20 protein-coding genes are annotated in these 22,375 nt (G+C 64.0%); 10 read left to right on the top strand and 10 right to left on the bottom strand.

Going from position 1 to position 22,375, the window contains the following annotated elements; genetic code table 11:
• Positions 1-20 precede the first annotated feature (20 nt).
• Both ACFLEY_RS35795 and ACFLEY_RS35790 read right to left on the bottom strand, forming a co-directional pair.
• Positions 21-1,313 carry a hypothetical protein gene (locus tag ACFLEY_RS35795; protein ID WP_060912944.1) on the bottom strand — a complete coding sequence of 431 codons (1,293 nt, stop codon included), beginning with the start codon at positions 1,311-1,313 and terminating at the stop codon, positions 21-23.
• 159 nt (positions 1,314-1,472) lie between these two features.
• On the bottom strand, positions 1,473-2,702 hold the full coding sequence (locus tag ACFLEY_RS35790; RefSeq protein WP_039183945.1) for a polysaccharide biosynthesis/export family protein: 1,230 nt from the start codon (positions 2,700-2,702) through the stop codon (positions 1,473-1,475).
• Positions 2,703-3,230: 528 nt separating this feature from the next.
• Here ACFLEY_RS35790 and ACFLEY_RS35785 point away from each other — a divergent pair.
• Positions 3,231-3,374 carry a hypothetical protein gene (locus ACFLEY_RS35785; RefSeq protein ID WP_165448142.1) on the top strand — a complete coding sequence of 48 codons (144 nt, stop codon included), beginning with the start codon at positions 3,231-3,233 and terminating at the stop codon, positions 3,372-3,374.
• An 11-nt stretch (positions 3,375-3,385) separates the two neighbouring features.
• Here ACFLEY_RS35785 and ACFLEY_RS35780 read toward each other — a convergent pair whose 3' ends face one another.
• Both ACFLEY_RS35780 and ACFLEY_RS35775 read right to left on the bottom strand, forming a co-directional pair.
• A complete protein-coding gene (locus ACFLEY_RS35780) occupies positions 3,386-4,546 on the bottom strand; it encodes a glycosyltransferase family 4 protein (RefSeq protein WP_028174323.1) in 1,161 nt (386 codons plus the stop codon).
• Positions 4,547-4,628: 82 nt separating this feature from the next.
• Positions 4,629-5,744 carry a glycosyltransferase family 1 protein gene (locus ACFLEY_RS35775; protein WP_060910788.1) on the bottom strand — a complete coding sequence of 372 codons (1,116 nt, stop codon included), beginning with the start codon at positions 5,742-5,744 and terminating at the stop codon, positions 4,629-4,631.
• 309 nt (positions 5,745-6,053) lie between these two features.
• Between ACFLEY_RS35775 and ACFLEY_RS35770 the strand changes: the two genes are divergently transcribed.
• From ACFLEY_RS35770 to ACFLEY_RS35760, 3 genes are all read left to right on the top strand, one after another.
• Positions 6,054-7,064 (top strand): NAD-dependent epimerase, encoded by a 1,011-nt coding sequence (locus ACFLEY_RS35770; protein ID WP_060910789.1) that lies wholly within the window; start codon positions 6,054-6,056, stop codon positions 7,062-7,064.
• A gap of 250 nt (positions 7,065-7,314) precedes the next feature.
• Positions 7,315-8,631, top strand: coding sequence for a UDP-glucose/GDP-mannose dehydrogenase family protein (locus tag ACFLEY_RS35765; protein WP_011085170.1), 1,317 nt, complete (start codon positions 7,315-7,317; stop codon positions 8,629-8,631).
• Positions 8,632-8,775: 144 nt separating this feature from the next.
• The gene (locus ACFLEY_RS35760) at positions 8,776-9,666 is read left to right on the top strand and encodes an aldose 1-epimerase family protein (protein ID WP_060912945.1); all 891 of its coding nucleotides are present in this window, start codon (positions 8,776-8,778) and stop codon (positions 9,664-9,666) included.
• Positions 9,667-9,678: 12 nt separating this feature from the next.
• On the opposite strand, the gene ACFLEY_RS35755 is transcribed toward ACFLEY_RS35760, so the two are convergent.
• Entirely contained in the window at positions 9,679-10,527 is an 849-nt protein-coding gene (locus tag ACFLEY_RS35755) for an MBL fold metallo-hydrolase (RefSeq protein ID WP_060910790.1), read from the bottom strand.
• Positions 10,528-10,860: 333 nt separating this feature from the next.
• Here ACFLEY_RS35755 and ACFLEY_RS35750 point away from each other — a divergent pair, with 333 nt between their 5' ends.
• Complete coding sequence (locus tag ACFLEY_RS35750) at positions 10,861-11,676, top strand: response regulator transcription factor (protein ID WP_011085173.1); 816 nt, start codon at positions 10,861-10,863, stop codon at positions 11,674-11,676.
• 34 nt (positions 11,677-11,710) lie between these two features.
• Here ACFLEY_RS35750 and ACFLEY_RS35745 read toward each other — a convergent pair whose 3' ends face one another.
• Entirely contained in the window at positions 11,711-12,883 is a 1,173-nt protein-coding gene (locus ACFLEY_RS35745) for a S9 family peptidase (RefSeq protein WP_082756054.1), read from the bottom strand.
• A gap of 65 nt (positions 12,884-12,948) precedes the next feature.
• The gene (locus ACFLEY_RS35740; RefSeq protein WP_060910791.1) at positions 12,949-13,335 is read right to left on the bottom strand and encodes a cytochrome c family protein; all 387 of its coding nucleotides are present in this window, start codon (positions 13,333-13,335) and stop codon (positions 12,949-12,951) included.
• A 315-nt stretch (positions 13,336-13,650) separates the two neighbouring features.
• Here ACFLEY_RS35740 and pgm point away from each other — a divergent pair, with 315 nt between their 5' ends.
• The 5 genes from pgm to ACFLEY_RS35715 all read left to right on the top strand — a co-directional run bounded on the left by pgm (position 13,651) and on the right by ACFLEY_RS35715 (position 19,024).
• Entirely contained in the window at positions 13,651-15,297 is a 1,647-nt protein-coding gene (pgm, locus tag ACFLEY_RS35735; protein ID WP_060910792.1) for a phosphoglucomutase (alpha-D-glucose-1,6-bisphosphate-dependent), read from the top strand.
• A gap of 288 nt (positions 15,298-15,585) precedes the next feature.
• Complete coding sequence (locus ACFLEY_RS35730; protein ID WP_060910793.1) at positions 15,586-16,635, top strand: aromatic ring-hydroxylating dioxygenase subunit alpha; 1,050 nt, start codon at positions 15,586-15,588, stop codon at positions 16,633-16,635.
• A gap of 4 nt (positions 16,636-16,639) precedes the next feature.
• Positions 16,640-17,398 (top strand): GntR family transcriptional regulator, encoded by a 759-nt coding sequence (locus ACFLEY_RS35725; protein WP_060910794.1) that lies wholly within the window; start codon positions 16,640-16,642, stop codon positions 17,396-17,398.
• A gap of 5 nt (positions 17,399-17,403) precedes the next feature.
• Positions 17,404-18,384, top strand: coding sequence for a PDR/VanB family oxidoreductase (locus ACFLEY_RS35720; RefSeq protein ID WP_060910795.1), 981 nt, complete (start codon positions 17,404-17,406; stop codon positions 18,382-18,384).
• A 196-nt stretch (positions 18,385-18,580) separates the two neighbouring features.
• Positions 18,581-19,024: a DoxX family protein gene (locus tag ACFLEY_RS35715; RefSeq protein ID WP_038967373.1), complete on the top strand. Its 444-nt coding sequence runs from the start codon at positions 18,581-18,583 to the stop codon at positions 19,022-19,024.
• Between the two features lie 6 nt (positions 19,025-19,030).
• Here the strand turns inward: ACFLEY_RS35715 and ACFLEY_RS35710 are convergent, their stop codons facing one another.
• The 3 genes from ACFLEY_RS35710 to ACFLEY_RS35700 form a co-directional block, all read right to left on the bottom strand.
• A complete protein-coding gene (locus ACFLEY_RS35710) occupies positions 19,031-19,180 on the bottom strand; it encodes a hypothetical protein (RefSeq protein WP_166466020.1) in 150 nt (49 codons plus the stop codon).
• A gap of 130 nt (positions 19,181-19,310) precedes the next feature.
• Complete coding sequence (locus tag ACFLEY_RS35705) at positions 19,311-21,332, bottom strand: bifunctional diguanylate cyclase/phosphodiesterase (protein WP_211433621.1); 2,022 nt, start codon at positions 21,330-21,332, stop codon at positions 19,311-19,313.
• Positions 21,333-21,663: 331 nt separating this feature from the next.
• A complete protein-coding gene (locus ACFLEY_RS35700; RefSeq protein WP_011085182.1) occupies positions 21,664-22,029 on the bottom strand; it encodes a nuclear transport factor 2 family protein in 366 nt (121 codons plus the stop codon).
• Positions 22,030-22,375: the final 346 nt, after the last annotated feature.

Below are 22,375 nucleotides of genomic sequence, written 5' to 3'. Positions count from 1 at the left end.
TTGCGCAGTCCGCCGCAGCGTCAGTTCGATGGCCGAATCTCGAAATCCGGCACGGTCGTGCCCTTGACACTGACAAGCAGGGGCGTCGTCGATAACGCCGTCCAGGCGCCGGCGGCAGGGCCCGGTGCTTGCTGACATACATAGCTGATCTCGGCATTCGGTTCCGCATTTTTTAATCGAACTTCGAAGCGCTTCGACGGATTCTCCGACCAAAGCGCCACTTTCGTCTCGGATCCGCTGTCACTGCGGATCTGCGCGACGCCCGGCATCGGCGTGGTGCGCGCCGCCTTCAGGCTCGTGCGGATGAAGGCCCAGCTTTCGCGAATGGAACACACCGCGGGCTTCGGCGAATTGTCGAAATGATAGATGCCGAAATTGTCCTCGAGTTCGCCGGGCTTCGTCCCGCTGTCCTTGAGCTCGTAGAGCCATATCCCCTTGAGCCAGGGACCCGCGGTCGATGACCAGAGGATGATCTGCGCCATGTTGTCGGCCGAGAGCTGCTCGTTCACGCCGCATTTCGCGGTTGGGGTCGGCCAGCCCGTTTCGGTCAGGTAGATCGGATAGTTCGGATTGCCGGTCGCCTGTGCGACGCGTTGATGAAAGTTTTCCAATCGCTCGATCGCTTCAGCCGCGGTGCGCCCGGCCGGCGGCAGGCAATGGTTGTAGATGTGGATGGACATGCCGTCGGCGATGCGAGGCAGGTCGGTCTTCAGCAGGGCGTCGGTCCATTTCCAGCCCGGATCGTCGCCGAGTGCGCCCACCACGAAGGGCGCAGACGGCGCCGCCTGCTTGACCGCCGGCTGCACCAAACGGGCAAGCGTCACGTAATTTTCGACCGTGAATTGCGGCTCTGCGCGCGCTCGGAGATTGTACTCGTTCCACAATTCGAAGATGGGCTGCCGCGCTGCGACCGCTTGCGCGGCCGCCGCAGCATAGGTGACGAATCTCTGGCGCGCTTCGTCGGTCGTCGGCGGATCGGAGTTCGGGACGAGGTGATGGCCGGCTCCGAGGATGAGCAGAGGAATTCCGACGCCGGACCTGATCTGGGTCTCGAGGCGGCCGTTCAGGGCGTTGAAGCCGAGCCGCTTGCCGGGCAACTCGAAATCCGACCAGGGGAAGTCGTCCCGGAACGCGGTGACCCCGAGCTCCTTCATTTGCTTGATGGCCGTCGCAGGTACGTAACCGCGAGCACTGGTGACGCCGCCCAGGCCCTGGTGCGTACCGACGCCCAGCAGGAAACGCTGGTCGAGCGGTTGCGCGGTCTGCGCGTTCGCAGGATATGAGAGGCCGGTCGCGGCACAGAGACCGAACATCAGCATCCGGAAACGACGCAAGGCTCGTTTCCTCTTTGGCTCCGTCACGCTCGTATCCACTCCTGCTCGCGTCAACTCGACAAGGCTAATCCTCTTCTGTGGCCCGAATTGGGTGAGGCGACCTTGTCCGCGCGCCCCCACGGAGCGCGCCGAGTTGGGCTATTTGGAGTTCACGATCACCGTGCTGATGTTGTCCGCATTCGTGGTCGCCGCGTTCAGCGGGTTCATCAGCTTGACGAATTCGGTCGACGGCGATTCCGCCACCGAAATCACGTCATGATCGCGCATCCTGAACGTATCCGCCTGGAACCAGCCGTCGGGCTTGCTCATGTCGAACTTGTAGACGGCGGGGATCGTCTTGGTCGGGAACTGGGATACTTCGACCCCGATACGCTCCAGGAGCGGCTTCGGCTCGAAACGGTAGACGTAGATGGACTTGGAATCCGCACGGTTGCCGTCGAGGCCGCCCGCCTTCGCGATGGCTTCAGCCAGCGACATGTTGTCGTTCTCGAACGAGAAGCGGCGATTGTTGGTGCCGCCGATCGATCCCGGCGATGGCGTCGAACCGAACACCATGTAGACGCGCGGAATGCGGGTCAGGAAGACGACGTCGCCCGGCGCGAGCAGGACGTCCTCGCCGGGGTGGTGCACCACGGTCGACATCGACTCATTGTAGGTGCGGCCCTCGCGCTTGATCGTGATCGTGCTCTCGTAGGAAGGGTATTTCGGGCCGCCGGCGCGCGCGATCGCGCCCATCAGGCGAATGCCGCCGGGGTCGACCGGAAAGCGGAGCGGCGAGTTGACCTCGCCGAGCACGCTGATCTGGTTGCCGCGCTGCTCGGCGACGCTCACGACCGCCTGCGGATCGATGGCGCGGTCCTTGAGGCGTTCGCGGATGATGTTCGACACGGCGCGCGGCGTCAGCCCGGCGACCTTGATCGATCCGGCGTACGGAATGTTGATGTTGCCGGACTGGTCGACCTGCTGGCGCGGAATGTCGACGAAGTTACCCGGCCGGACGCCCGCTTCGCGCGGAATGAACAGGCCGCCCGCCTGCGCTTCGTACACGGTCACGGTGACGATGTCGCCGATGCCGATCGTGACGTCGCGATAATTGCCGCCGGGAAGACGCGAGAACACCATCCCGGAGGAATCGGTGAAGGCGTTGGTCGCCTGAACGATCGCCGGATTGACCGGCATCAGGGCATAGGCGAGCGGTGCGGTCGGCTCGGTGACCAGCGCAGCGTTGGTCTGCGTGGCAACGGCATCCGGAGAGTCCAGAGGGATGAAGCCCGCGCAACCCGCCAGCGAGATGCCGACAGCAGCCAGCGCCAGGATTCGACTAATCCCGAAATCAAAAGAAAAACGTTCGGTCTTAGCCACCACCATTCCCTCGTACTCATTTAAAATCGGAATCACCGTACCAACCATCGTGCGGGTGAGTCACTGCTGCCTCTTCGACTTTATGGTAAAGCACTTATGGCTGTGACCTTATTGCAACTTGTGAACCGAGATACACGTCGGAATCGCTGTGCAAAATTTGTGCGCGACGTACTCTTTTATAAGCAGTTCGCAAACTAGACATACACGTGTCCGATCGATGTCACGATTGAGGCCGCGGCTGAACTAGTGAGCTGCGGCGCGGAGATGGAATTGCATCGTCGCGAGATGAGATCGCCTAAACTTCAAGTCTTGGATCCGATTTTGAGTGACCCTGCGTTGTGTTTTCGTCGTCCTGCGGCGGGCATGGAGCCTGAGCGGACGCCCTCGCCGGGTGATCGCACCGATATTTCTGCGGCGGGATTCCACCTCCGTTAACGCTTAGATTCGGAAGCTGGCCGCGCGCTGGCGTCCGTAAGGTCTTCCTAATCCTGATCCGCCTACTTGTCGGCCAAACCAAAAGGGAAGGCGAAGACAATGTTGCACACCGGATCACTGCTGTTCGCAGCCGGCTTTCTCACCTGCGCGATGATGGTCGCCTCCGCAATTGCGTGGTCGTTCTCCGACAACCGTGTGAGTGACGGCGAGTTCGCGCAGGGCGATGCCCGCCGGATGGCTTGATCGCACGGCCGCTACGACCGCAGATTGTTCGGGAAGTCGGATTGCAGCTTCGCCTGCTGCCCGGATTCGCTTGTCCGCACGTGCAGGACGTCGGCATAGACCTGGCTCAAGGTGCGGTGCGTCTGCTCGATGTCGTAGAGGCGGCTGAAGCGCTCATATCCGGCCCGGCCGACCGCAGGCAGGTCCAGCCGGCTTGCGCGCTGAAAACCTTCAACCAGCTTTTCCGCCGAGACCTCGTCGCACAGCACGCCCGTCGCATTGTCTTCGACGATTTCCGGCAGGGCGCCGATGCGGAAGGCGATGATCGGCTTGGCCGCCCGCATGGCCTCGATCGCCACCAGGCCAAACGCCTCCCAGCGTGACGGAATTGCGACCATGTCGGCCTGGTCGAGCTCGGCCTCGATCTGGTTGCGGTTCATCCAGCCCAGGAAGGAAACGTTGGCCGGCAGATCGCTTCGGTGGAATTTGCTGACGACCGACGCGCCGATCAGGCGCACATCCAGCGTGTTTCCGAGCGCGCGGGCCGCCTCGATGAGGAGATCATACCCCTTCTGGCGGTCGAGGCGTCCGATGAAGAGGACCTTGATCTTCTCCGATCGCCACGGCGCTGCGCGCGTGTCGAGCACGGGCCGCTGCTTGGAAATCCCGTTGTGCACAAGAACGAGGCGGTTCGCCGCGATCCCGACCTGCATCGCATCGGTCCGCTCGCTTTCCGAGATGCACACGATGCGGTGGGTGAATTTCGACAGCACGAGCTCGGTGAACTTCGTGACTTCGCGGCTGAGGCGGCCGGTCTCGCGGCCGAAGGCCCATCCGTGCGGGCAATAGACGATGCGTGAACGCCGATAGGTCAGCCAGAGCACCGGGCGCACCACGAGCCCGGCGAAGGACGAGTGAAGATGGATGACGTCGGGCCGAAACTCCCGGACCGCACGCATGGTCGCAGACAGCATGCGAAACAGGCCGACCGCGTTGCGGCCGTCGCGCGGAAACGTGGTGATGGCATCATCCTCGATGTTCACCAGATCGCTGCGATGATCGGACGGGACGACATAGTTGACGTTGCCGCGCCCGAAGCTCGCGCATTGATGCGGATGCAGCTCGTTGAGGTAGGTCGCGATGCCGCCTCTGACCGTTTCGGCGACATGCAGGACTTTCAGGCCGCTGGACAACGGTCATTCCTTTCTTGGCTTGCAGGCGCCGGATATTGCAGGCGCGCGTCTAACGTCTCGAAGCAGCAATATTTGGGCCGCGTCATTGTGTCTGACGGCTGGATGCGCCGTGGGGAGCGGGTTTGGCGAGGAATTCGAGCATCGCTGCGGCGGACTTGGCCCAGGAATATGTCGCCAGTCGCCTCTGCTGCTTCTCCTGTTCCGCCGGCGAGATCCGGCCGAGTGCAATTCTTTCGTGCATTCGTGCCGAAAGCTCGCCCGCGTTGAGGGGGTCGAAATAAACGGCCGCGTCGTCGCAAGTTTCGCGCACGGCTGCGGCCGAACTCGCGATCACCGGGCAGGCGAAGTACATCGCCTCCAGGGGAGGTATGCCGAAGCCCTCGTAGAGGCTGGGAAAAACGAACGCGGCAGCTCGAGCGAACAGCGCCGCGATCTCCTCGTCCTTGAGGCGCCCGGCGACGACGACGCCGGTTCTCGATTCCATGGCGTTGCCGCCAAAGACCTTGCTGTTGTCGCCTCCGACCACGACCAGCGGAAAATCCGCGCGGCCAAGCCGCTCGGCGGCGCGAATGGCGGTGTCGACATTCTTGTTCTTCGTCATCGAGCCGACGAAGAGGAAGAACCCGTAGGGCGCAAGATGCAGCTTTTCGATGATCGAGAAATCGGGCACGACGGTGGCGAAGTGCTCTGCGCTGTTGGGGATGACGGGGATCGACGCAGGATCAAGCGACAGCGCCTCGGCAAGTTCGTTGCGCGAAAACGCGGAAACTGTTGCGATCGTTGCTGTGCGTGCCAGCAAATGGCCGAGCGTCCGATGCAGGGCGAGGTAGCGCCAGCTGAAGAAGTCCGGACGTTTGAAAACCTGCGCATCGTGAATCACGACCAGGTGGTCGCGATGAAGCACGGGGCCGGAATTGGCGAGGCTGATGAGGCGCGTGCCGGCGGCCGCGCGTGCCAGATCGATCTGGTCCCACGCGTGCCCCTGCAACGATCCGACCTGCCTGACGTTGATACGGCGAAGACCGGGGAGCGGCTGCGCGTTCGGCGGCGACAGCACTTGCCACTCTGCGTCCAGGAGTTGTCGCGGAGCCTCTCCGCTCGCCAGCAAACGGTCCATCGCCTTGACGATTTCGGCGGCATAGCGCTGCACGCCGGTTAGCGACTGTGACAGGAACCTGCCATTGATGGAGAGTTTCAAAGCCGATCTTTTTCTTCGTGAGTGTCTTGTTTTTCGTGGGTGTCTTACGGTGGTATCCTGCGCGAACGTTGCCTCAAGACTGAGCATTCGCGCCGAATATACGATCTATGCGGTGTAACACATGTGGAGCTATCGTCCGAGCATCCTCGCAGGCGGATAGCATGCGAGGATGTATGGCGCCATCATGTTTCCTACACATTTCGATGCGCTTACATGAGCGACTGATTTGACGATTGTCGTGATCGTCCGAACCTTGCCTCTCATGTCCTGGTCTGGCATTGCATTCGCGGAATCAACGAGGTGACAAATTTGCGGCCAGTGATCGTTACCGGTGCTGCCGGCTTTATCGGAATGCACGTTTGTGAACGGCTGTTGGCGCGTGGCGAGCAGGTCGTTGGCATCGATGCGCTCACTCCGTATTATGATCCAGCGCTGAAACGTGCACGCCTTGCAACGCTCGAGCACCGTCCGGGGTTCAGCTTCCACGAGATCGATCTTGCGGACTTCGCCGCGGTGACGCGCGTTTTCGACGAGGTCTCGCCCGATCGCGTCGTGCATCTGGCGGCGCAACCCGGCGTGCGTGCGTCGATCGACGATCCCATCACCAGCATCCGCGCCAATTGCGACGGCTTCGTCACCGTGCTCGAGGCCGGGCGGCGCCATGGTGTGGCGCATCTCGTCTACGCTTCGTCGAGCTCCGTCTACGGCGCCAACCGCACCCTGCCGTATTCGACCGAGCATTCGGTGAACCATCCGGTCAGCCTTTACGCCGCGAGCAAGAAGGCCAACGAATTGATGGCGCACACCTACGCGCATGTTCACAAGCTGCCGGTGACCGGTCTGCGCTTCTTCACCGTCTACGGTCCGTGGGGCCGGCCCGACATGGCCGCCTGGCTGTTCACGCGCGCGATCTTCGCCAATGAGCCGATCAAGATTTTCAATAATGGCGACATGTGGCGCGACTTCACCTATATCGACGACATCGTTGAGGGCGTGATCCGCACCCTCGACCGGCCCGCGACGCCGAATCCCGCGTGGAACGCGGAAGCGCCGGAAAACTCGACGAGCTATGCGCCGTATCGCGTCTACAACATCGGCAACAACAGGTCGGTCAATCTGATCGAGTTCGTCGAGACGCTGGAGAAGATCATCGGCAAGCCCGCGATCCGCAAGCTGCTGCCGATGCAGGCCGGCGACGTCCTGGAGACGCGCGCCGACATTTCCGCGCTCCAGCGCGACGTCGGTTTCGCGCCTTCGACGCCGCTTGCGGAGGGCCTCGGCCGCTTCGTCGAGTGGTATCGAAAGTACCACGGCGTGTAACCCCGCGATCGCGCCAACACCGTGTTCCGCATCCGGACCGATGGTTAAGTGCAGCGCACCGGTCGCATATGTCGACTGCATTGCGTGCATGCGGCGCGTTTTGGGAAATGTCCGCCGTTGCCCCCGCGCAAGGCGGTGAAGGTTTGTTCGGCAGGTGATGCAGGCTGCCCTAATGTTGGGCGTGCGGTCGGATAGAGAATTGGTCTAGGGTGTTCAGTGGAGCAACCGTCTTCAACGGAAAGAGTCTTTCATGCGAATCGCGATGATCGGAACGGGCTATGTGGGACTGGTGTCCGGGGCCTGCTTTGCGGATTTCGGTCACGACGTCACCTGCGTCGACAAGGACGAGAAGAAGATCGCGGCGCTCCATCGCGGCGAGATCCCGATCTACGAGCCCGGGCTCGACGAGCTGGTCGCGACCAACGTCAAGGCCAAGCGGCTCGACTTCACCACCGACCTGTCGAAGCCGGTCGCGGACGCCGATGCCGTCTTCATCGCGGTCGGCACGCCGTCGCGCCGCGGTGACGGCCACGCCGATCTCTCCTACGTCTACGCCGCCGCGAAAGAGATCGCGCAGTCGCTGTCGGGCTTCACCGTCGTGGTGACGAAATCGACCGTGCCGGTCGGCACCGGCGACGAGGTCGAGCGCATCATCCGCGAAACCAATCCCAACGCCGACGTCGTCGTCGCCTCCAACCCCGAATTCCTGCGCGAGGGCGCGGCGATCCGCGACTTCAAGTTCCCGGACCGCGTCGTGGTCGGCACCTCCGACGAGCGCGCCCGCAAGGTGATGGGCGACATCTATCGCCCGCTGTCGCTGAACCAGGCGCCGCTGATGTTCACGGCGCGTCGCACAGCCGAGATGATCAAATACGCCGCCAACGCGTTCCTCGCGACCAAGATCACCTTCATCAACGAGATCGCGGACCTTTCCGAAAAGGTCGGGGCCAACGTGCAGGAGGTCGCGCGCGGCATTGGCCTGGACAACCGCATCGGCACCAAGTTCCTGCATGCAGGTCCCGGCTTCGGCGGCTCGTGCTTCCCGAAGGACACCAAGGCGCTGATCAAGATCGCGCAGGACTACGACGTGTCCTTGCGCATCGTCGAATCCGTGCTGGCCGTCAACGAGAACCGCAAGCGCGCGATGGCGCGCAAGGTCAGCCAGGCGCTCGGCGGCTCGCTGCGCGGCAAGACCATCGCCGTGCTCGGCCTCACCTTCAAGCCCGACACCGACGACATGCGCGATGCGCCGTCGATCCCGCTGGTGACCGGCCTGATCGACATGGGCGCCAAGGTGAAGGCCTTCGATCCCGTCGGCATGGAGCAGGCCAAGAGTGAGCTGCCCAGCATCACCTATTGCGAGGACGCCTATTCCTGCGCGCAGGGCGCCGATGCGCTGGTTGTCGTCACCGAATGGGTGCAGTTCCGCGGCCTCGATCTCGACCGGCTGAAGAGTGTCATGGCGCAGCCCGTCGTCGTCGACCTCCGCAACATCTACAGCCCCGAAGACATGCACGCCGCCGGCTTCACCTACGAGAGCGTCGGCCGTCCGTCGTCTCAGGCCTAGTACACGAGCCGCGGGGCACTGAGCTTCGCGACCTTTCGCCCGCCTCGTCCCGAGGCGGGCGAAATCGTCTCCGATGCGATATGATCGGTCACACGAAGCGGTCGCGCCCGGCCCGTCGGCCTCGCTGCCGCTATGGAGATTGTCATGACCGACGACACGCACTCGATCCGCAGCGGCGGGCTGACCGCGACCATCAAGGCGCACGGCGCCGAAATGTGCTCGCTGAAGAGCGATGCCGGCCTCGAATTCGTCTGGCAGGCCGCACCGGCCTGGCCGCGCCACGCGCCGCTGTTGTTTCCCATCGTCGGGCGTCTCGCCAACGACGAGTTGCGGCACCGGGGCAAGACATATCGGATGACCCAGCACGGCTTTGCGCGCGACAGCCGCTTCGCGTGGGCGGAGCGCGGCGAGAGCCGATGTGTGCTCGTGCTCGAAGACAGCGAGACGACGCGCGCGCTCTATCCGTTCGCGTTCCGCCTGACGGCCACCTATGCGATCGACGACGCCGGTCTCGATCTCTCGCTCACGGTTGCCAACACCGGCAAGGAAACATTGCCGGCTTCGCTCGGCGGCCATCCCGCATTCAACTGGCCGCTCCAGTCCGGCGTGTCCAAGGAAGACTATGCGCTGACCTTCGCGAACGCCGAGTCGTCGCCCATCCGCCGTCTCGACGGCGGCTTGCTGCGCGCGGCCACGGAGCCAAGTCCCGTCAGCGGCACGGTACTCCCCTTGTCCGATTCCCTGTTCGTCGACGACGCCATCATCTTCGACCGCATCGACAGCAATTCGGTGCTTTATGCGGCCGGGCCGAGTGCATCCAGCGGGCCCTGGCTAAAGATGTCCTGGCGCGGCTTTCGCGAGCTTGGCGTCTGGTCGAAACCATCGGGCGCCCCGTTCCTCTGCATCGAGCCATGGCGCGGCTATGCCAGCCCGGCCGGCTTCGACGGTGCGTTCAGTGACAAGCCCGGCCTGATGCATATCGCAGCCGGCGCCGAAGAGCGCTTGTCGTTCCGGATCGAGGTCGCATCGTCCTGAGATCGGTGGCCTTCAGACCTCGATCCGCGTGAGGTCCTCGCCGAGCACGACGGGACCCGAATAGTCCTGCCGGACATCCGCGAGCAGCGCGTTCAGCATGGAATCGTCGGTGCGCGGCCGGTGATGGGTCAGCGCGAGCTTCTTCACGCCGGCCTTGGCCGCGACCTTGCCGACCGTGTTGCCGCAGGCGATCGTGAATTTCGCAAGCCGGCGGAGGTGCTCGTTGTTGATCTCCGGCGTCGCGAGAAAGCAGCACTGCACCAGCAGGTCGGCTCCCTCAGCCAGTCGTTCCAGACCGGGGCAGGGGACCGTGTCGCCGGATATCGCGATGACCTTGCCCTCCGCCTCGAAGCGGTAGCCGAGACACATCCAGCGCGCGAGGAAGGCCGGCGGCATGTCGAGGCCATCGCCATGCGAGACGAGCTCGGCGCTGATCTTCCAGCGCCCGGTGTCGAGAACCGGGCCCGGAATGATGTCGGTTGCGATGACCGGCTTCCAGCCGCCGAAGGTCGGCTCGCCCCGATCCCGCCAGGTGATGTCCTTGTCGTAGACCTGTGTGACCAGCGTGTTGACCAGCCGTTCGGTATCCGGCGGCCCATAGATGCGCAGCGCGTCCTTGCGCCCGTGCATCCATGAATTCAGCATCACATCGTAGAGGTCGCCGATATGGTCGAAATGGTGATGGGTGAGAAAGACCGTGTTGATGGCGCCAAGCGGCACGCCGGCCTTGCTGAGCTGCACCATGACGCCGCGGCCCGCATCGAACAGGATGTTCTCTTCGCCGAGCCTGATCAGCGTGGTCGTCGCCATGCGGCGCGGGTCCGGGCGCGGGCCGCCGGTGCCGAGCAGTATGACTTCCATGGCGCCTACTCCAGCGTCCAGATCCCCCGGGGACTCACATTAGATTTGAAGTCCGCGGCGGGGCAAGCCGCATCGGCGTCGGAGGCGCTGCCGTTTCTCCGAAGTGACGGGCTTCTTTGCATAAGCCGGTGGTTGAATCCGGGTCCCGATGTGCGCGGTCGGCCGTCTTGGGCCGGCTCCCGGCGCTCGCGCGAGCCGTGCCTGCGCGATGATGCGCGGGATGAGAATTGTGGGCCAATTCATACTTTATACGTCGAGACTGTGACCAATATTGTTTAGGCAACACAACACGCCTAATATTCCAGCAGGCAATTTCGGGGGCTCGAACCAGTTGTGAATGTTCGTTCACAGGACAGCGCGTTGCGCGACGACTTGAATTTTCAGGCCGGCCCGCAAGCACACAGGACATCCACCATCGTGGCTGATCCCGCACGTCAGGACGTGCGTCCCGCAGGCCGCGAGCGGCTGATCGTCGTCGAAGACGATCCGGTGACGCGGACGATGCTGGTCGGTTACTTCGGCGAGAACAATTTCGACGTGGTCGGCGCCGGCTCCTGCGCGGAATGCCGCCAGGCGCTGCGTGGGCGCGCCGACCTCATCTTCCTCGACGTGCAGTTGCCCGACGGCGACGGCTTCGAGCTCGCCAAGGAAATCCAGGCGACCAGCAACGCGGGCATCATCTTCGTGACCCGCCGCGACACCGACGTCGATCGCATCCTCGGCCTCGAGATCGCGGGCGACCACTACGTCACCAAGCCGATCAATCTGCGCGACCTGCTTGCGCGCGCCCGCAGCGTGCTGCGGCGGCGCTCGATCGACCGCAAGGCGGCGCGCAACCACAATTCGATCGCCTTCGGCGACTGGATCATCGATCTGACGCGGCGCGAGCTGCTCGGCAACGACGGCAAGCCGGTGTCGCTGACGCGGGCCGAGTTCGACCTGCTGGCGGCGCTTGTCGGCGCCGACGGCAGGCCGCTCAGCCGCGACTATCTGATCGAGGTCGTCAGCAACCGCCAGGCCGAGGTCGACATCCGCACGGTCGATGCGCTGGTGGCGCGGCTGCGCCGCAAGCTCGTCGGCAGCGGCACGCCCGTGATCGCGACCGTCACCGGCGTCGGCTACAAGCTCGCGCTCAGCGAACGGCTCTAGCCTCATCCGTCGAAAGACCTGATCGCCCTCGCGCCTACCGCGCGCGGGCGCTCTGGTCCGTTATTGTCCTTTGCGCGGCCCCGACCAGCCGGTCATCGACCGCGTAGAGCGCGCAGGTGGGCGACCATTTCATGCAGGCGCTGAGCGAATCGCGCTGGGCATCGTCGGCCGTCGCGCGCCCCGACCGCCAGCCGTAACCGCCGTTGGGCGACACCGCAAAAGCCTTGTGCGGCACGGTGCTGGCGAGATAGCGCGCGAACTCGGAGCGCGCGGCCTCGTTGAGCTGGCTCGGCGGCGGCAGCGGATCGGGCGGACTGAGGACGTCGTGGCCGAGCCCGCGCTCGCGCAGGAAGGCGTCCATATACGGCGTCCATTGCGGACGGCCGACCACGGAATAGAGATAATGGCCATCGTCGCCGTAAGGCGCCGCCGCGACGAATTTCACGTTGCCGCCGCCGCCGCGAAACCCGTCATAGAGCCGGCGGGCGAGATCGGGCCCGAAGAACAGATCGTTGGTCGCGTAAACCCACAGCATCGGCACGCGGGACGTCTTGCCGAAGGTGGCGAAGGCCTGCACCAGCCCACCCTCGTTGCAGACGTCGTCGTCGTCGCGCGAGCCGCGGCCGCCGGCAAAGCTGATCGCGGCGACGAGACCGGCCGGTGCCTGCGCCGTCAGCGCGACGGTGGCGAGCCCGCCGGCGGAATGGCCGGCCGCGATCATGCCCGATGTCGTGACGTCGGCCCGACGGGCCATCGCATCGATCGCCGCGCGCAAATCCGCGACCGCAACCGCCGCCGCCGGCAGGTAGGCCGCGTTGGCGCAGCCGCCGACGCTGTCGACGCGTCCACCGGGCGAGGTGCCGTAGCCGCGCCGCATCACGATCAGCGCAGCAAAGCCGCGCCGGGCGTATTCCAGCGCGATGCCGTAATATTTGTGCGCGGACATGGTCGCGCGGTCGTCGAAATTGCGCGGCGAGCCGTGGCTGAGCAGCGCGAGCGGATAGCGCTTCGTCCCCGCCGGGCGCACCAGGAAAGCTTCCAGCCCCTGCGGCCCGGCCTCCGTCATCGGGATGCGGAGGTCCTCGGTGTAGAACTCGGCGGCGTTCGCGCGAGCCGCAGCCCCCGCGATGGCGAGCAAGATAAGCACGGGCAGATGCCAGCGCGCGAGGTCAATGCGTGGATGATTCTCCGTGGCCGCGCGGATCATAACAGAACCGCATGACCCGGCGAACGGGCGTTGTCCCGGATCGATCTAGCGTCCGCCCCGATCGTTCATCTCAACGTCTGAAGATAGGCGATGACATTGGCCCGGTCTGCGGGGTTCGGCAGCCCCTTGAAGAACATCTTGACGCCGTGGACGTCGCCGCGGGGGTCTGCGAGATAGGCGTCCAGCGTTGTTGGCGTCCAGGCCTGCTTGTTGGCCTTCATTGCATCAGAATAGGCGAAGTCCGGGACGATTGCAGGCTTGCGGTCGATGACATTCCAGAGACTTGGGCCGACCTTGTTCACCCCGATCACCGCCGCGTGGCAGTTCTCACAGGTCCGCTGGAAGACGGCCTTGCTCCTCGCCGGATCGCCCTCCGCGGCGGAGGCGGACGACGTGGCCAAAGACGATGTGGTCAGGGCCAGCATGAGCACGAAGATCAGACGACCGGTCATTTAGTCTACTCCCCCACGGAATCAGCCAAGGAATCAGCCAAGGGATCAGGCGGCTAATCCCGCAAATCCCCACCTTCGTTCATCAATCGGAAAGCAGCGTGCCCACGCGGCGCGGCGGCGTCTTTGTCCTGCATCAACCGATATCCGGGACCAAAGTACGAGGGCGCGCCATGCGTAATCGCCATGGATCATCCTGTGCGGATTGGCGTTGTTGGTTGATCGTTGACCGGAGCGCGGCATCGGGCCGGTTTGGCGACGGGCTGGCCGATGGTATGGTGTTCTAGTGCGTCGTTCGAAGGGTACAGGGGAGTTGCAGTGGCAGAAGTTGATCCCGCGGCGGGTAAGCCGGTTGCGCCGAGCGCGCTCGCCAATATTCCGCGGCTGGTGACGGCCTATTTCGCCGGCAAGCCGGACGTGGCTGATCCGGCGCAACGGGTGGCGTTCGGCACCTCCGGCCATCGTGGCACCTCGTTCAGGAACACCTTCAACGAGGGCCATATCCTCGCGACCACGCAGGCAATTTGTGACTACAGAAAGGAGAAGGGGCTGACCGGCCCGCTCTTCATCGGCATCGACACCCACGCGCTGGCCGAGCCGGCGCTGGTCAGCGCCGTCGAGGTGTTCGCGGCGAACGGCGTCGACGTCATGGTCGACAAGGATGGCGGCTACACGCCGACGCCTGTCATCTCGCACGCGATCCTCACCTACAACAAGGGCCGCACGTCGGGCCTCGCGGACGGCGTCGTCGTCACGCCCTCGCACAATCCGCCGGAAGACGGCGGCTACAAATACAATCCGCCGCATGGCGGCCCGGCCGACACCGATGCGACCTCCGTCGTCGAGAAGCGCGCCAACGCCTATCTTGCCGATGGGCTCAAGGGCGTCGCGCGCATGGACTATGCCAGGGCGAAAAAGTCCGCGACCGTCCACGCCTACGACTTCATCACGCCCTACGTCGCCGATCTCGGCAACGTCGTCGATCTCGATCTCGTCAAATCCGCCGGCATCAATATCGGCATCGATCCGCTCGGCGGCGCCGCCGTGCATTACTGGCATCCGATCATCGAGCGCTACGGCCTCAAGGCCACGGTGGTGAACGAGGCGATCGATCCGACCTTCCGCTTCATGACCGTCGACTGGGACGGCAAGATCCGCATGGACTGCTCCTCGCCTTACGCGATGGCGAGCCTGATCGCGATGCGCGACCGCTTCGACGTTGCCTTCGCCAACGACACCGATGCCGACCGCCACGGCATCGTGACGCGCACCGGCGGCCTGATGAATCCGAACCACTACCTCGCGACCGCGATCTCCTATCTGTTCGCGCACCGCCCGAACTGGAGCAAGGATGCCGCGATCGGCAAGACCGTGGTGTCGAGCTCGATCATCGATCGCGTGGCCAAAAAACTCGGTCGCAAGCTGGTCGAGACGCCGGTCGGCTTCAAATGGTTCGTCGACGGCCTCCTCACGGGCGGCTTCGGCTTTGGCGGCGAGGAGAGTGCAGGGGCCTCGTTCCTGCGCCGCGACGGCACGGTGTGGACCACCGACAAGGACGGCATCATCCTCGGCCTGCTTGCCGCCGAGATCATTGCGAAGACCGGCCGCGATCCGAGTCAGCTGTTTGGCGACCTCACGGCCGAGTTCGGCGTGCCGCATTACGCGCGCATCGACGTCGCGGCGACCACACCGCAGAAGAACATCTTGAAGTCCGTCACGCCCGAGCAGCTCGGCCTGAAGGATCTCGCCGGCGATCCCGTCCGCGCCACGCTGAGCAAGGCGCCCGGCAACGGCCAGCCGTTCGGCGGCATCAAGGTCGAGACCGATTTCGGCTGGTTCGCAGCGAGGCCGTCCGGCACCGAGGACGTCTACAAGATCTACGCGGAGAGTTTTCGCAGCACCGAGCACCTGAAGCGGATTCAGGAAGAGGCCCAGGCCGGGCTGGCGAAGGTGTTCGGGGTGTAGTTGCGGGCGAGGGCGCCGCTCTCATTGCTCCCCCACGGGAGGACTCCCCGTATCAACAGGTGTCATCACCCGCGCAAGCGGGTGATCCAGTACGCCGCGGCAGCAGTTGTGTGAACCAATGACCGCCGCGGAATACTGGATTCCCCGCTTTCGCGGGGAATGACAGTGGAGCTATATCTGTATACATTCAATCCAATAACGGTAGTATAATTCGCCTATTTTGGGCTTGAACTGCGCCACCTCATTAATGTATACATAACGTATTCATAAGCCGTGGGAGTGAGACCGATGACAAAACCCTTCCCGATGAACGCCTGGTACGCCGCCGCCTGGGACGCCGAGGTGAAGCCGGCGCTGCTGCCGCGGACGATCTGCGGCAAGCACGTCGTGATGTACCGCAAGGCCGACGGCTCGGTGGCCGCGCTGGAGGATGCCTGCTGGCATCGCTTGGTGCCGCTGTCCAAGGGCCGGCTCGAGGGCGACACCGTTGTCTGCGGCTATCACGGCCTGAAGTACAATGCGCAGGGGCGCTGCACCTTCATGCCCTCGCAGGAGACCATCAATCCCTCGGCCTGCGTGCGCGCCTATCCCGTGGTCGAGCGGCATCGCTACATCTGGCTCTGGATGGGCGACCCCGCGCTGGCCGATCCCGCGCTCGTGCCCGACATGCACTGGAATCACGATCCGGCCTGGGCCGGCGACGGCAAGACCATCCGCGTCAATTGCGACTACCGCCTCGTGCTCGACAATCTCATGGACCTCACCCACGAGACCTTCGTGCACGGCTCCTCGATCGGCAACGACGCCGTTGCCGAAGCCCCTTTCGACGTCACCCATGGCGAGAAGACGGTGACGGTGACGCGCTGGATGCGGAACATCGAGCCGCCGCCGTTCTGGGCCAAGCAGCTCGGCAAGCCCGGCCTCGTCGACCGCTGGCAGATCATCCGCTTCGAGGCGCCCTGCACCATCGCTATCGACGTCGGCGTGGCGCCGACAGGCACCGGCGCGCCGGAAGGCGACCGCTCGCAGGGCGTCAACGGCTTCGTGCTCAACACCATCACGCCGGAGACGGAGAAGACCTGTCACTATTTCTGGGCCTTCGTCCGCAACTATCAGATCGGCGAGCAGCGCATCACCACCGAAATCCGCGAGGGCGTCTCCGGCATCTTCCACGAGGACGAGCTGATCCTCGAAGCGCAGCAGCGCGCGATGGACGAGAACCCGGATCGCGTCTTCTACAACCTCAACATCGACGCCGGTGCGATGTGGACGCGCAAGCTGATCGACAAGATGGTGGCGAAGGAAAACGCGCCGCAGCACCTTCAGGCCGCGGAGTAGCGATATGGCCGAGCGCGAGGTCGACCGCTCCGTCTCGCAGACCGTGAAGGCGCAGCTCGCACTGCGCGACCAGATCCTGTCGGGGTCCTTGCGTCCCGGCGAGCGCATCTCCGAGCTTCAGGCGGTGGAGACGACGGGTGCCTCGCGCACGCCGGTGCGCATGGCGCTGGTGCGGCTGGAGGAGGAGGGCCTGCTCGAGGCGATCCCCTCCGGCGGCTTCATGGTGAAGGCGTTCTCCGAGCGCGACATCTCCGATTCCATCGAGCTGCGCGGCACCTTAGAAGGACTCGCCGCGCGCTTTGCCGCCGAGCGCGGCGTCTCCGCGCGCGAGCTCGAGCCGTTGAAGGAATGTCTCGCCGCGATCGACGAATTGCTGCGCCAGGTGCCGATCTCGGTCGACGCCTTCTCGTCCTATGTCACGCTGAACGCGCGCTTCCACGCGCTGCTGACGGAATTGTCGCGCAGCCCGCCCTTGATCCGGCAGATCGACCGCGCCTCCGCGCTGCCATTCGCCTCGCCAAGCGGTTTTGTGATGGCGCAATCCGCATTGCCCGAAGCCCAACAGATCCTGATCATCGGCCAGGAGCACCACCGCGTCGTCATCGACGCCATCGAAAACCGCGAGGGCGCGCGCGCCGAAGCGATCATGCGCGAGCACGCGCGGCTCGCCGTACGAAACCTGCGGCTCGCGCTGCGCAACCGGACTCATCTCGACCTCTTGCCGGCGCTCGCGCTGATCAAGACCGCAACCGACCAGGGCTAGTCACCATGCGCTTCATCGAAACCTGGACCCCGGCGACGCTCGTCTCGACGCGTGACCTTGCGCCCGGCATCCGCGAATTCCTGATCCTGCCCGACCAGTTCGACGGCGCCGCCTATCCGGTCGGCAGCCACATCAATGTCAGCGTGACCATCGACGGCCTGCCGGAGACGCGGTCCTATTCGCTGGTCGGCGAGGCCTCCTCGCGTGGCTTGCGGATTGCGGTGCGCCGCGCCGAGGATTCCCGCGGCGGCTCGCGCTATATGTGGCAATTGGCACCGGGCGTGCGGCTCGACATCACGCAGCCCGCCTCGCTGCTCGCGGTCGACTGGGCGCGCGACAATTATTGCCTGATCGCCGGCGGCATCGGCATCACCCCGATCCTCGGCGCGGCGCAGGCGCTGGCGCGGCGAGGGGCAAACGTCACGCTGCACTATGCCGTGCGCTCGCGTAGCGAGGCCGCCTATCTCGACGATCTCGCCGGGATGCTCGGCGACCGCCTGGTGGTCCATGCGAGCGACGAAGGCTGCCGGCTCGATCTCGACGCGCTGTTCGCGTCATTGCCGCAAGGTGCGCTGGCGCTGTTCTGCGGCCCGATGCGGATGCTGGATGCCGCGCGCCACGCCTGGATCGGCGCCGGCCATCCGCTTCCCGATCTCCGCTACGAGACCTTCGGCTCCAGCGGCACGCTGCCGACCGAGACGTTTCGCGTGCGCTTGAAGGACACGGACATCGAGCTCGAAATTCCCCGCGAGCGCTCGATGCTGGACGTGCTCAATGCCAGCGGGCATGACGTGATGTACGACTGCAAGCGCGGCGAATGCGGGCTGTGTGCCATCGACGTGGTCGAGGTCGACGGCGAGATCGACCATCGCGACGTCTTCTTCAGCGACCATCAGAAACAGAGCAACCAGAAGATCTGCGCCTGCGTCTCCCGTGCCCGCGGCACCATCACCGTGGACACGTTGCTGCGCGCGGACGCGATCTGACCGGGCTGGAAGGCGTACCCGGAAAGCGCGATCGGCCTGAAGGCTTGCGCATCCGCTCTGCGTGACGAAGCGGGCTTCGTTTGTCGCGCCAACGAGCCGGCAAGAGCGCTTCGTACGGTCCACCAATCATGATAGGATTGCTCTCGGCAGTCAAAGTGTTCAGCCGGTCTTGGACAACAAGGGTGGAGGTTCTGCCATGAAATCCAATTCGGTCTCGCGGGCAGTCGATGAGTTCGCCACAGGGAGTGCCGACTCGCTGATTTTGATCGGCCGCGTTCTGCTCGCGTGGGTATTCGTCGGAAGCGCCTACGGAGCAATATCCGACTTCAGCGGCTCCGTGGGTTATTTCAGGTCCCTGCACCTTCCAGCACCTGAGCTGTTCACCATGACGAACATCGCACTGGAAGTATTGATATCCGTTGGTTTGATATTGGGCGTCGGCACGCGCTACTGCGCAATTCTGACGTTTGTGTTCGTCGTGGCGGCAACGGCTATCGCGCACCGCTACTGGGAGTATCCCGCGGGCGCGCAGCAGATTGGTCAATACAACCATTTCCTGAAGAACATCTCGATCATGGGAGGTGCGATGTTGATCTTCGTCACCGGGGCAGGCCGGTTCAGTTTCGATCGGGCATCGTAGCCGACATCACTTCAAGTTGGGCTTGAAAGCTTCCGCGATCACGCGGCGGACGCTCTTTGAGAGCGGTTTCAGGGCCTTGCTCAGGAAGGCGAACAGAAGCATCAGCCATGTCGCAAGCGCGGCGCACCACAGCACAACGTCAAATATCTCAGGCATGATGATGCCCCTCAAAAATGACTCCTCTGAAATGGGGGCAAGTGTTGCTTAGTGGAGCCGACACAGCAAGTCATCTTTAGAGGTAGCGCGCCGAAACACTCGGAAACCACTCTCAGAACAGCGGGTAGCCTTAGGTCATGGAAGCAGACCAATCCCATGATACCGGCGACTTTCCGACTGTGTGCTCTACGCCGCGTAGGTCGCCACCAACTTTTTCGTTCGTGTCGAGCAGCGCGAGCACGCCATCGGCCGACACCGGCCGGCTGATCAGATAGCCTTGGACTTCGTCGCAACTGATCTGGCGCAGATATTCGAGCTGGTCGGCAGTCTCGACGCCCTCGGCGACCACGGCGATGCGCAGGTCGCGTGCGAGCGAAATCACCGACTTCACGATCGCGGCACAGTCGGGCTGCACCAGCATGTCGCTGATGAAGGACTGGTCGATCTTGATGCGGCTGAACGGCAGCTTGCGCAAGTAAGTCAGTGACGAGAACCCGGTGCCGAAATCATCCAGCGCCACGGTGACGCCGAGTTGCAGCAGCGCGTTCAGGATCGACGCGGCCGAGCCGTATTTCGACAGCAGCATCGATTCCGTGATCTCGACCTCGAGCCGGCTGGGCGAGACCTTCGCGTCGGCCAGCGCCTGCACGATGGTCTGGAGGATGCCGGTGTTGTGAAACTGCGCCGCGGAGAAATTCACCGCGACCCTGATCTCTTCGGGCCAGTCCGCCAGCGTGGCGCAGGCACGCCGGATCACCCATTCGCCGATCTCGTGGATCAGCCCTGTCTCCTCGGCGATGGGGATGAACTCACTCGGCGGCACCAGTCCGCGCGAGGGATGCTGCCAGCGCAACAGCGCCTCGAAGCCCGTGATCCGGTTCTCGGCGAGGTCGAGGAACGGCTGGAACGCCAGGAACAGCTCGTCCCTGGCGATCGCGCCCTCGAGGTCCGATTGCAGCGCCTTGCGGTCGCGCGACACCCTGTCGTCGCTGTCCTCGAAGAAACAGACCGTGCCGGGTCCCGCCTTCTTGGCGCGGTAGAGCGCGGCGTCGGCATTCTTCATGACGTCGAGCGCCGTGTTGCCGTCCCGTGGCGCCAGCACGATGCCGACGCTGGTTGCGCCCACGATCTGGCGGCCTTCGATCGGGAACGGCTCGGCGAACGACGCGACGAAGCGCTCGGCTATCTCGAGCGCATCTTCGGGCCGTGCCAGATTGGCCATCACCAGCGCGAACTCGTCGCCGCCGATGCGCGCGACGTGCTCGGCTGCGCGGGTGCAGTGTTGCAGGCGGCTTGCGACCTGGACCAGGAATTCGTCGCCGGCGGGATGGCCGAACTTGTCGTTGACCTCCTTGAAGCGATCGAGGTCGAGCAGCAGCACCGCGAACTCTTCGCCCGACAGGGCCAGCCGCTTCAAGGCGGCATCGAGCGTCTCGTTGAAGGCGAAGCGGTTGGGCAGATGCGTCAACGGATCCTGCCGCACCGTGCGCTCGGCCTCGACCTGCCGTATCACGCGCCGCGCAAACGAGAACGAATTGACGAACACGGCGCGGAGCAGCACGGTCCCGTAGACCGCCACCAGGATGGCGATCAGCAAATAGGCCACATCGTTGCTGCGTCCAAGGCAGATGGCGATCCCGAGGAAGAGGGGCGCCGTGAATGCGATCGCCGCGATCGGAATCGTGGCGAAGGCAAATGCGCCGCCGGCAAGCATCCCGGAGCACAGGCAGGTGATGACGAGTTTTCCGCCGGTGTCGGCGTCGGCGAAGAAGGCGACCGGTACGATGCCCCAGACAGCCCCGAGCACGAAGGCATTGCGCACCAGCCGGTGCACGGCGCGCCGCGAGACGAATTGCGGCTTGGTGATGCGGCGCGAGGCATGGGATTGCACACCGAACGCGATTGCGGCGCCGGCCACGGTGACCGCCCAGATCAGGGCGAACGCCCTGTCCGGCGACTGCCACAGCGCGATCGCCAGCACGGCGGCGTTGCAGGCATTGGCGAGCATGATGCCGACCGAATAGCCGAGCACCAGCGACATCTGTTCTGCGCGGATGTGACCGGCCAACGCCTCGTCGGTTGCGGGACCGCCGAACGCTGATAGATCGCCGGCGAACAGCCGCGCGAAATAGGTGGTCAGTTGAGTCCGCATTCCAGAGCCTAGCAGGATGGGCCGTTCGTCCGGCTCGATCGGGAGAATTCGCTGCAAACCTTTGACGAACTATGAATTATCCCCGCTTGGCACGGTCGCCGCGACCACTTCTGCGTGTTCCAATCGACAGTATCGATAACAAATCGATACAAATGCGGCACCCCGCGTTACGGTTGTAACGCGAGGAACATTTCGCCACCAATTCTGCTGTCATGCCCCGCGAAGGCGGGGCATCCAGTACGCCGCGGCCTATCGGATCAATCACCGGCGCTGGTGGAATACTGGATCGCCCGCCTTCGCGGGCGATGACACCTGTGTCCGGGAGACGCGATCATCGCCCCAGCTGCTTCGGATCGTAATAGAACCGTTCTTCGATCAACTCGTCACCCCGCCAGGTCTGCCACGCGATCTCATCCAACGTTCGGACGACCCCTTCAGCGCTGGTGAAGCTGAACCGCCAGCGTGTCGCGACAGTGTCGCCCTCGATCAGGCTCGGCCCGATGCGCGCGGCCTTGACCTCCTTGGTCGCTGCCAGCACACCGCGCTCTTTTGCTGCCAGTGCTTCCCGGCCGACAGTCGGCGCGGCGTTGTTTTCATAGGTGGCGGCGTCGGGCGCATAGAATTGTTCGATCGCGCCGACGAAATCCCCATCCTCCAGCCGCTTCGCAAAGGCTTCGACGATCTCACGACTCGGCATGGCACACCTTTCGATTAAAACCGACTGCTAGTCGGTAAGTACCGACCGGTAGTCGAAAAGTCAACTGGCTGCGTGAAGCGAATTCGATTACACGAGATTGATGAGATGAAGCCCAGCTAGTGCCTCAACGAAGATGCGTTCCCTCCCCCCTTGTGGGGGGCTAGGGAGAGGGGTAGCTCAGCAAAGAGTGCCAGTTGTTGATGATGCACCGAACGGATGCGCGATCGATGGAATCCCCGTGTGGCACCCCCCTGACCCTCCCCCACAAAGGGGGAGGGAACGGAAGCAGCGTCGCTCGTGGCCGAACTCGCTTCGATCTCAACTCACCGCGCTATAGACGAGACGA

It is taken from the genome of Bradyrhizobium sp. YCK136, assembly GCF_044570075.1.
In the GTDB taxonomy this organism is placed as follows: Bacteria; Pseudomonadota; Alphaproteobacteria; order Rhizobiales; family Xanthobacteraceae; genus Bradyrhizobium; species Bradyrhizobium diazoefficiens.
The sequence above is the reverse complement of the archived record's forward strand: the minus strand, read 5'-3'. Positions and strand labels throughout refer to the sequence as shown.

What these genes read in the sequence shown, in the direction of transcription:
- ACFLEY_RS35795 (WP_060912944.1), bottom strand. Translation starts at nt 1,313, where the DNA reads ATGTTCGGTCTCTGTGCCGCGACCGGCCTCTCATATCCTGCGAACGCG.
- ACFLEY_RS35790 (WP_039183945.1), bottom strand. Translation starts at nt 2,702, where the DNA reads ATGGTGGTGGCTAAGACCGAACGTTTTTCTTTTGATTTCGGGATTAGT.
- ACFLEY_RS35785 (WP_165448142.1), top strand. Translation starts at nt 3,231, where the DNA reads ATGTTGCACACCGGATCACTGCTGTTCGCAGCCGGCTTTCTCACCTGC.
- ACFLEY_RS35765 (WP_011085170.1), top strand. Translation starts at nt 7,315, where the DNA reads ATGCGAATCGCGATGATCGGAACGGGCTATGTGGGACTGGTGTCCGGG.
- ACFLEY_RS35760 (WP_060912945.1), top strand. Translation starts at nt 8,776, where the DNA reads ATGACCGACGACACGCACTCGATCCGCAGCGGCGGGCTGACCGCGACC.
- ACFLEY_RS35755 (WP_060910790.1), bottom strand. Translation starts at nt 10,527, where the DNA reads ATGGAAGTCATACTGCTCGGCACCGGCGGCCCGCGCCCGGACCCGCGC.
- ACFLEY_RS35745 (WP_082756054.1), bottom strand. Translation starts at nt 12,883, where the DNA reads ATGATCCGCGCGGCCACGGAGAATCATCCACGCATTGACCTCGCGCGC.
- ACFLEY_RS35740 (WP_060910791.1), bottom strand. Translation starts at nt 13,335, where the DNA reads ATGACCGGTCGTCTGATCTTCGTGCTCATGCTGGCCCTGACCACATCG.
- ACFLEY_RS35730 (WP_060910793.1), top strand. Translation starts at nt 15,586, where the DNA reads ATGACAAAACCCTTCCCGATGAACGCCTGGTACGCCGCCGCCTGGGAC.
- ACFLEY_RS35725 (WP_060910794.1), top strand. Translation starts at nt 16,640, where the DNA reads ATGGCCGAGCGCGAGGTCGACCGCTCCGTCTCGCAGACCGTGAAGGCG.
- ACFLEY_RS35720 (WP_060910795.1), top strand. Translation starts at nt 17,404, where the DNA reads ATGCGCTTCATCGAAACCTGGACCCCGGCGACGCTCGTCTCGACGCGT.
- ACFLEY_RS35715 (WP_038967373.1), top strand. Translation starts at nt 18,581, where the DNA reads ATGAAATCCAATTCGGTCTCGCGGGCAGTCGATGAGTTCGCCACAGGG.
- ACFLEY_RS35710 (WP_166466020.1), bottom strand. Translation starts at nt 19,180, where the DNA reads ATGCCTGAGATATTTGACGTTGTGCTGTGGTGCGCCGCGCTTGCGACA.
- ACFLEY_RS35705 (WP_211433621.1), bottom strand. Translation starts at nt 21,332, where the DNA reads ATGCGGACTCAACTGACCACCTATTTCGCGCGGCTGTTCGCCGGCGAT.
- ACFLEY_RS35700 (WP_011085182.1), bottom strand. Translation starts at nt 22,029, where the DNA reads ATGCCGAGTCGTGAGATCGTCGAAGCCTTTGCGAAGCGGCTGGAGGAT.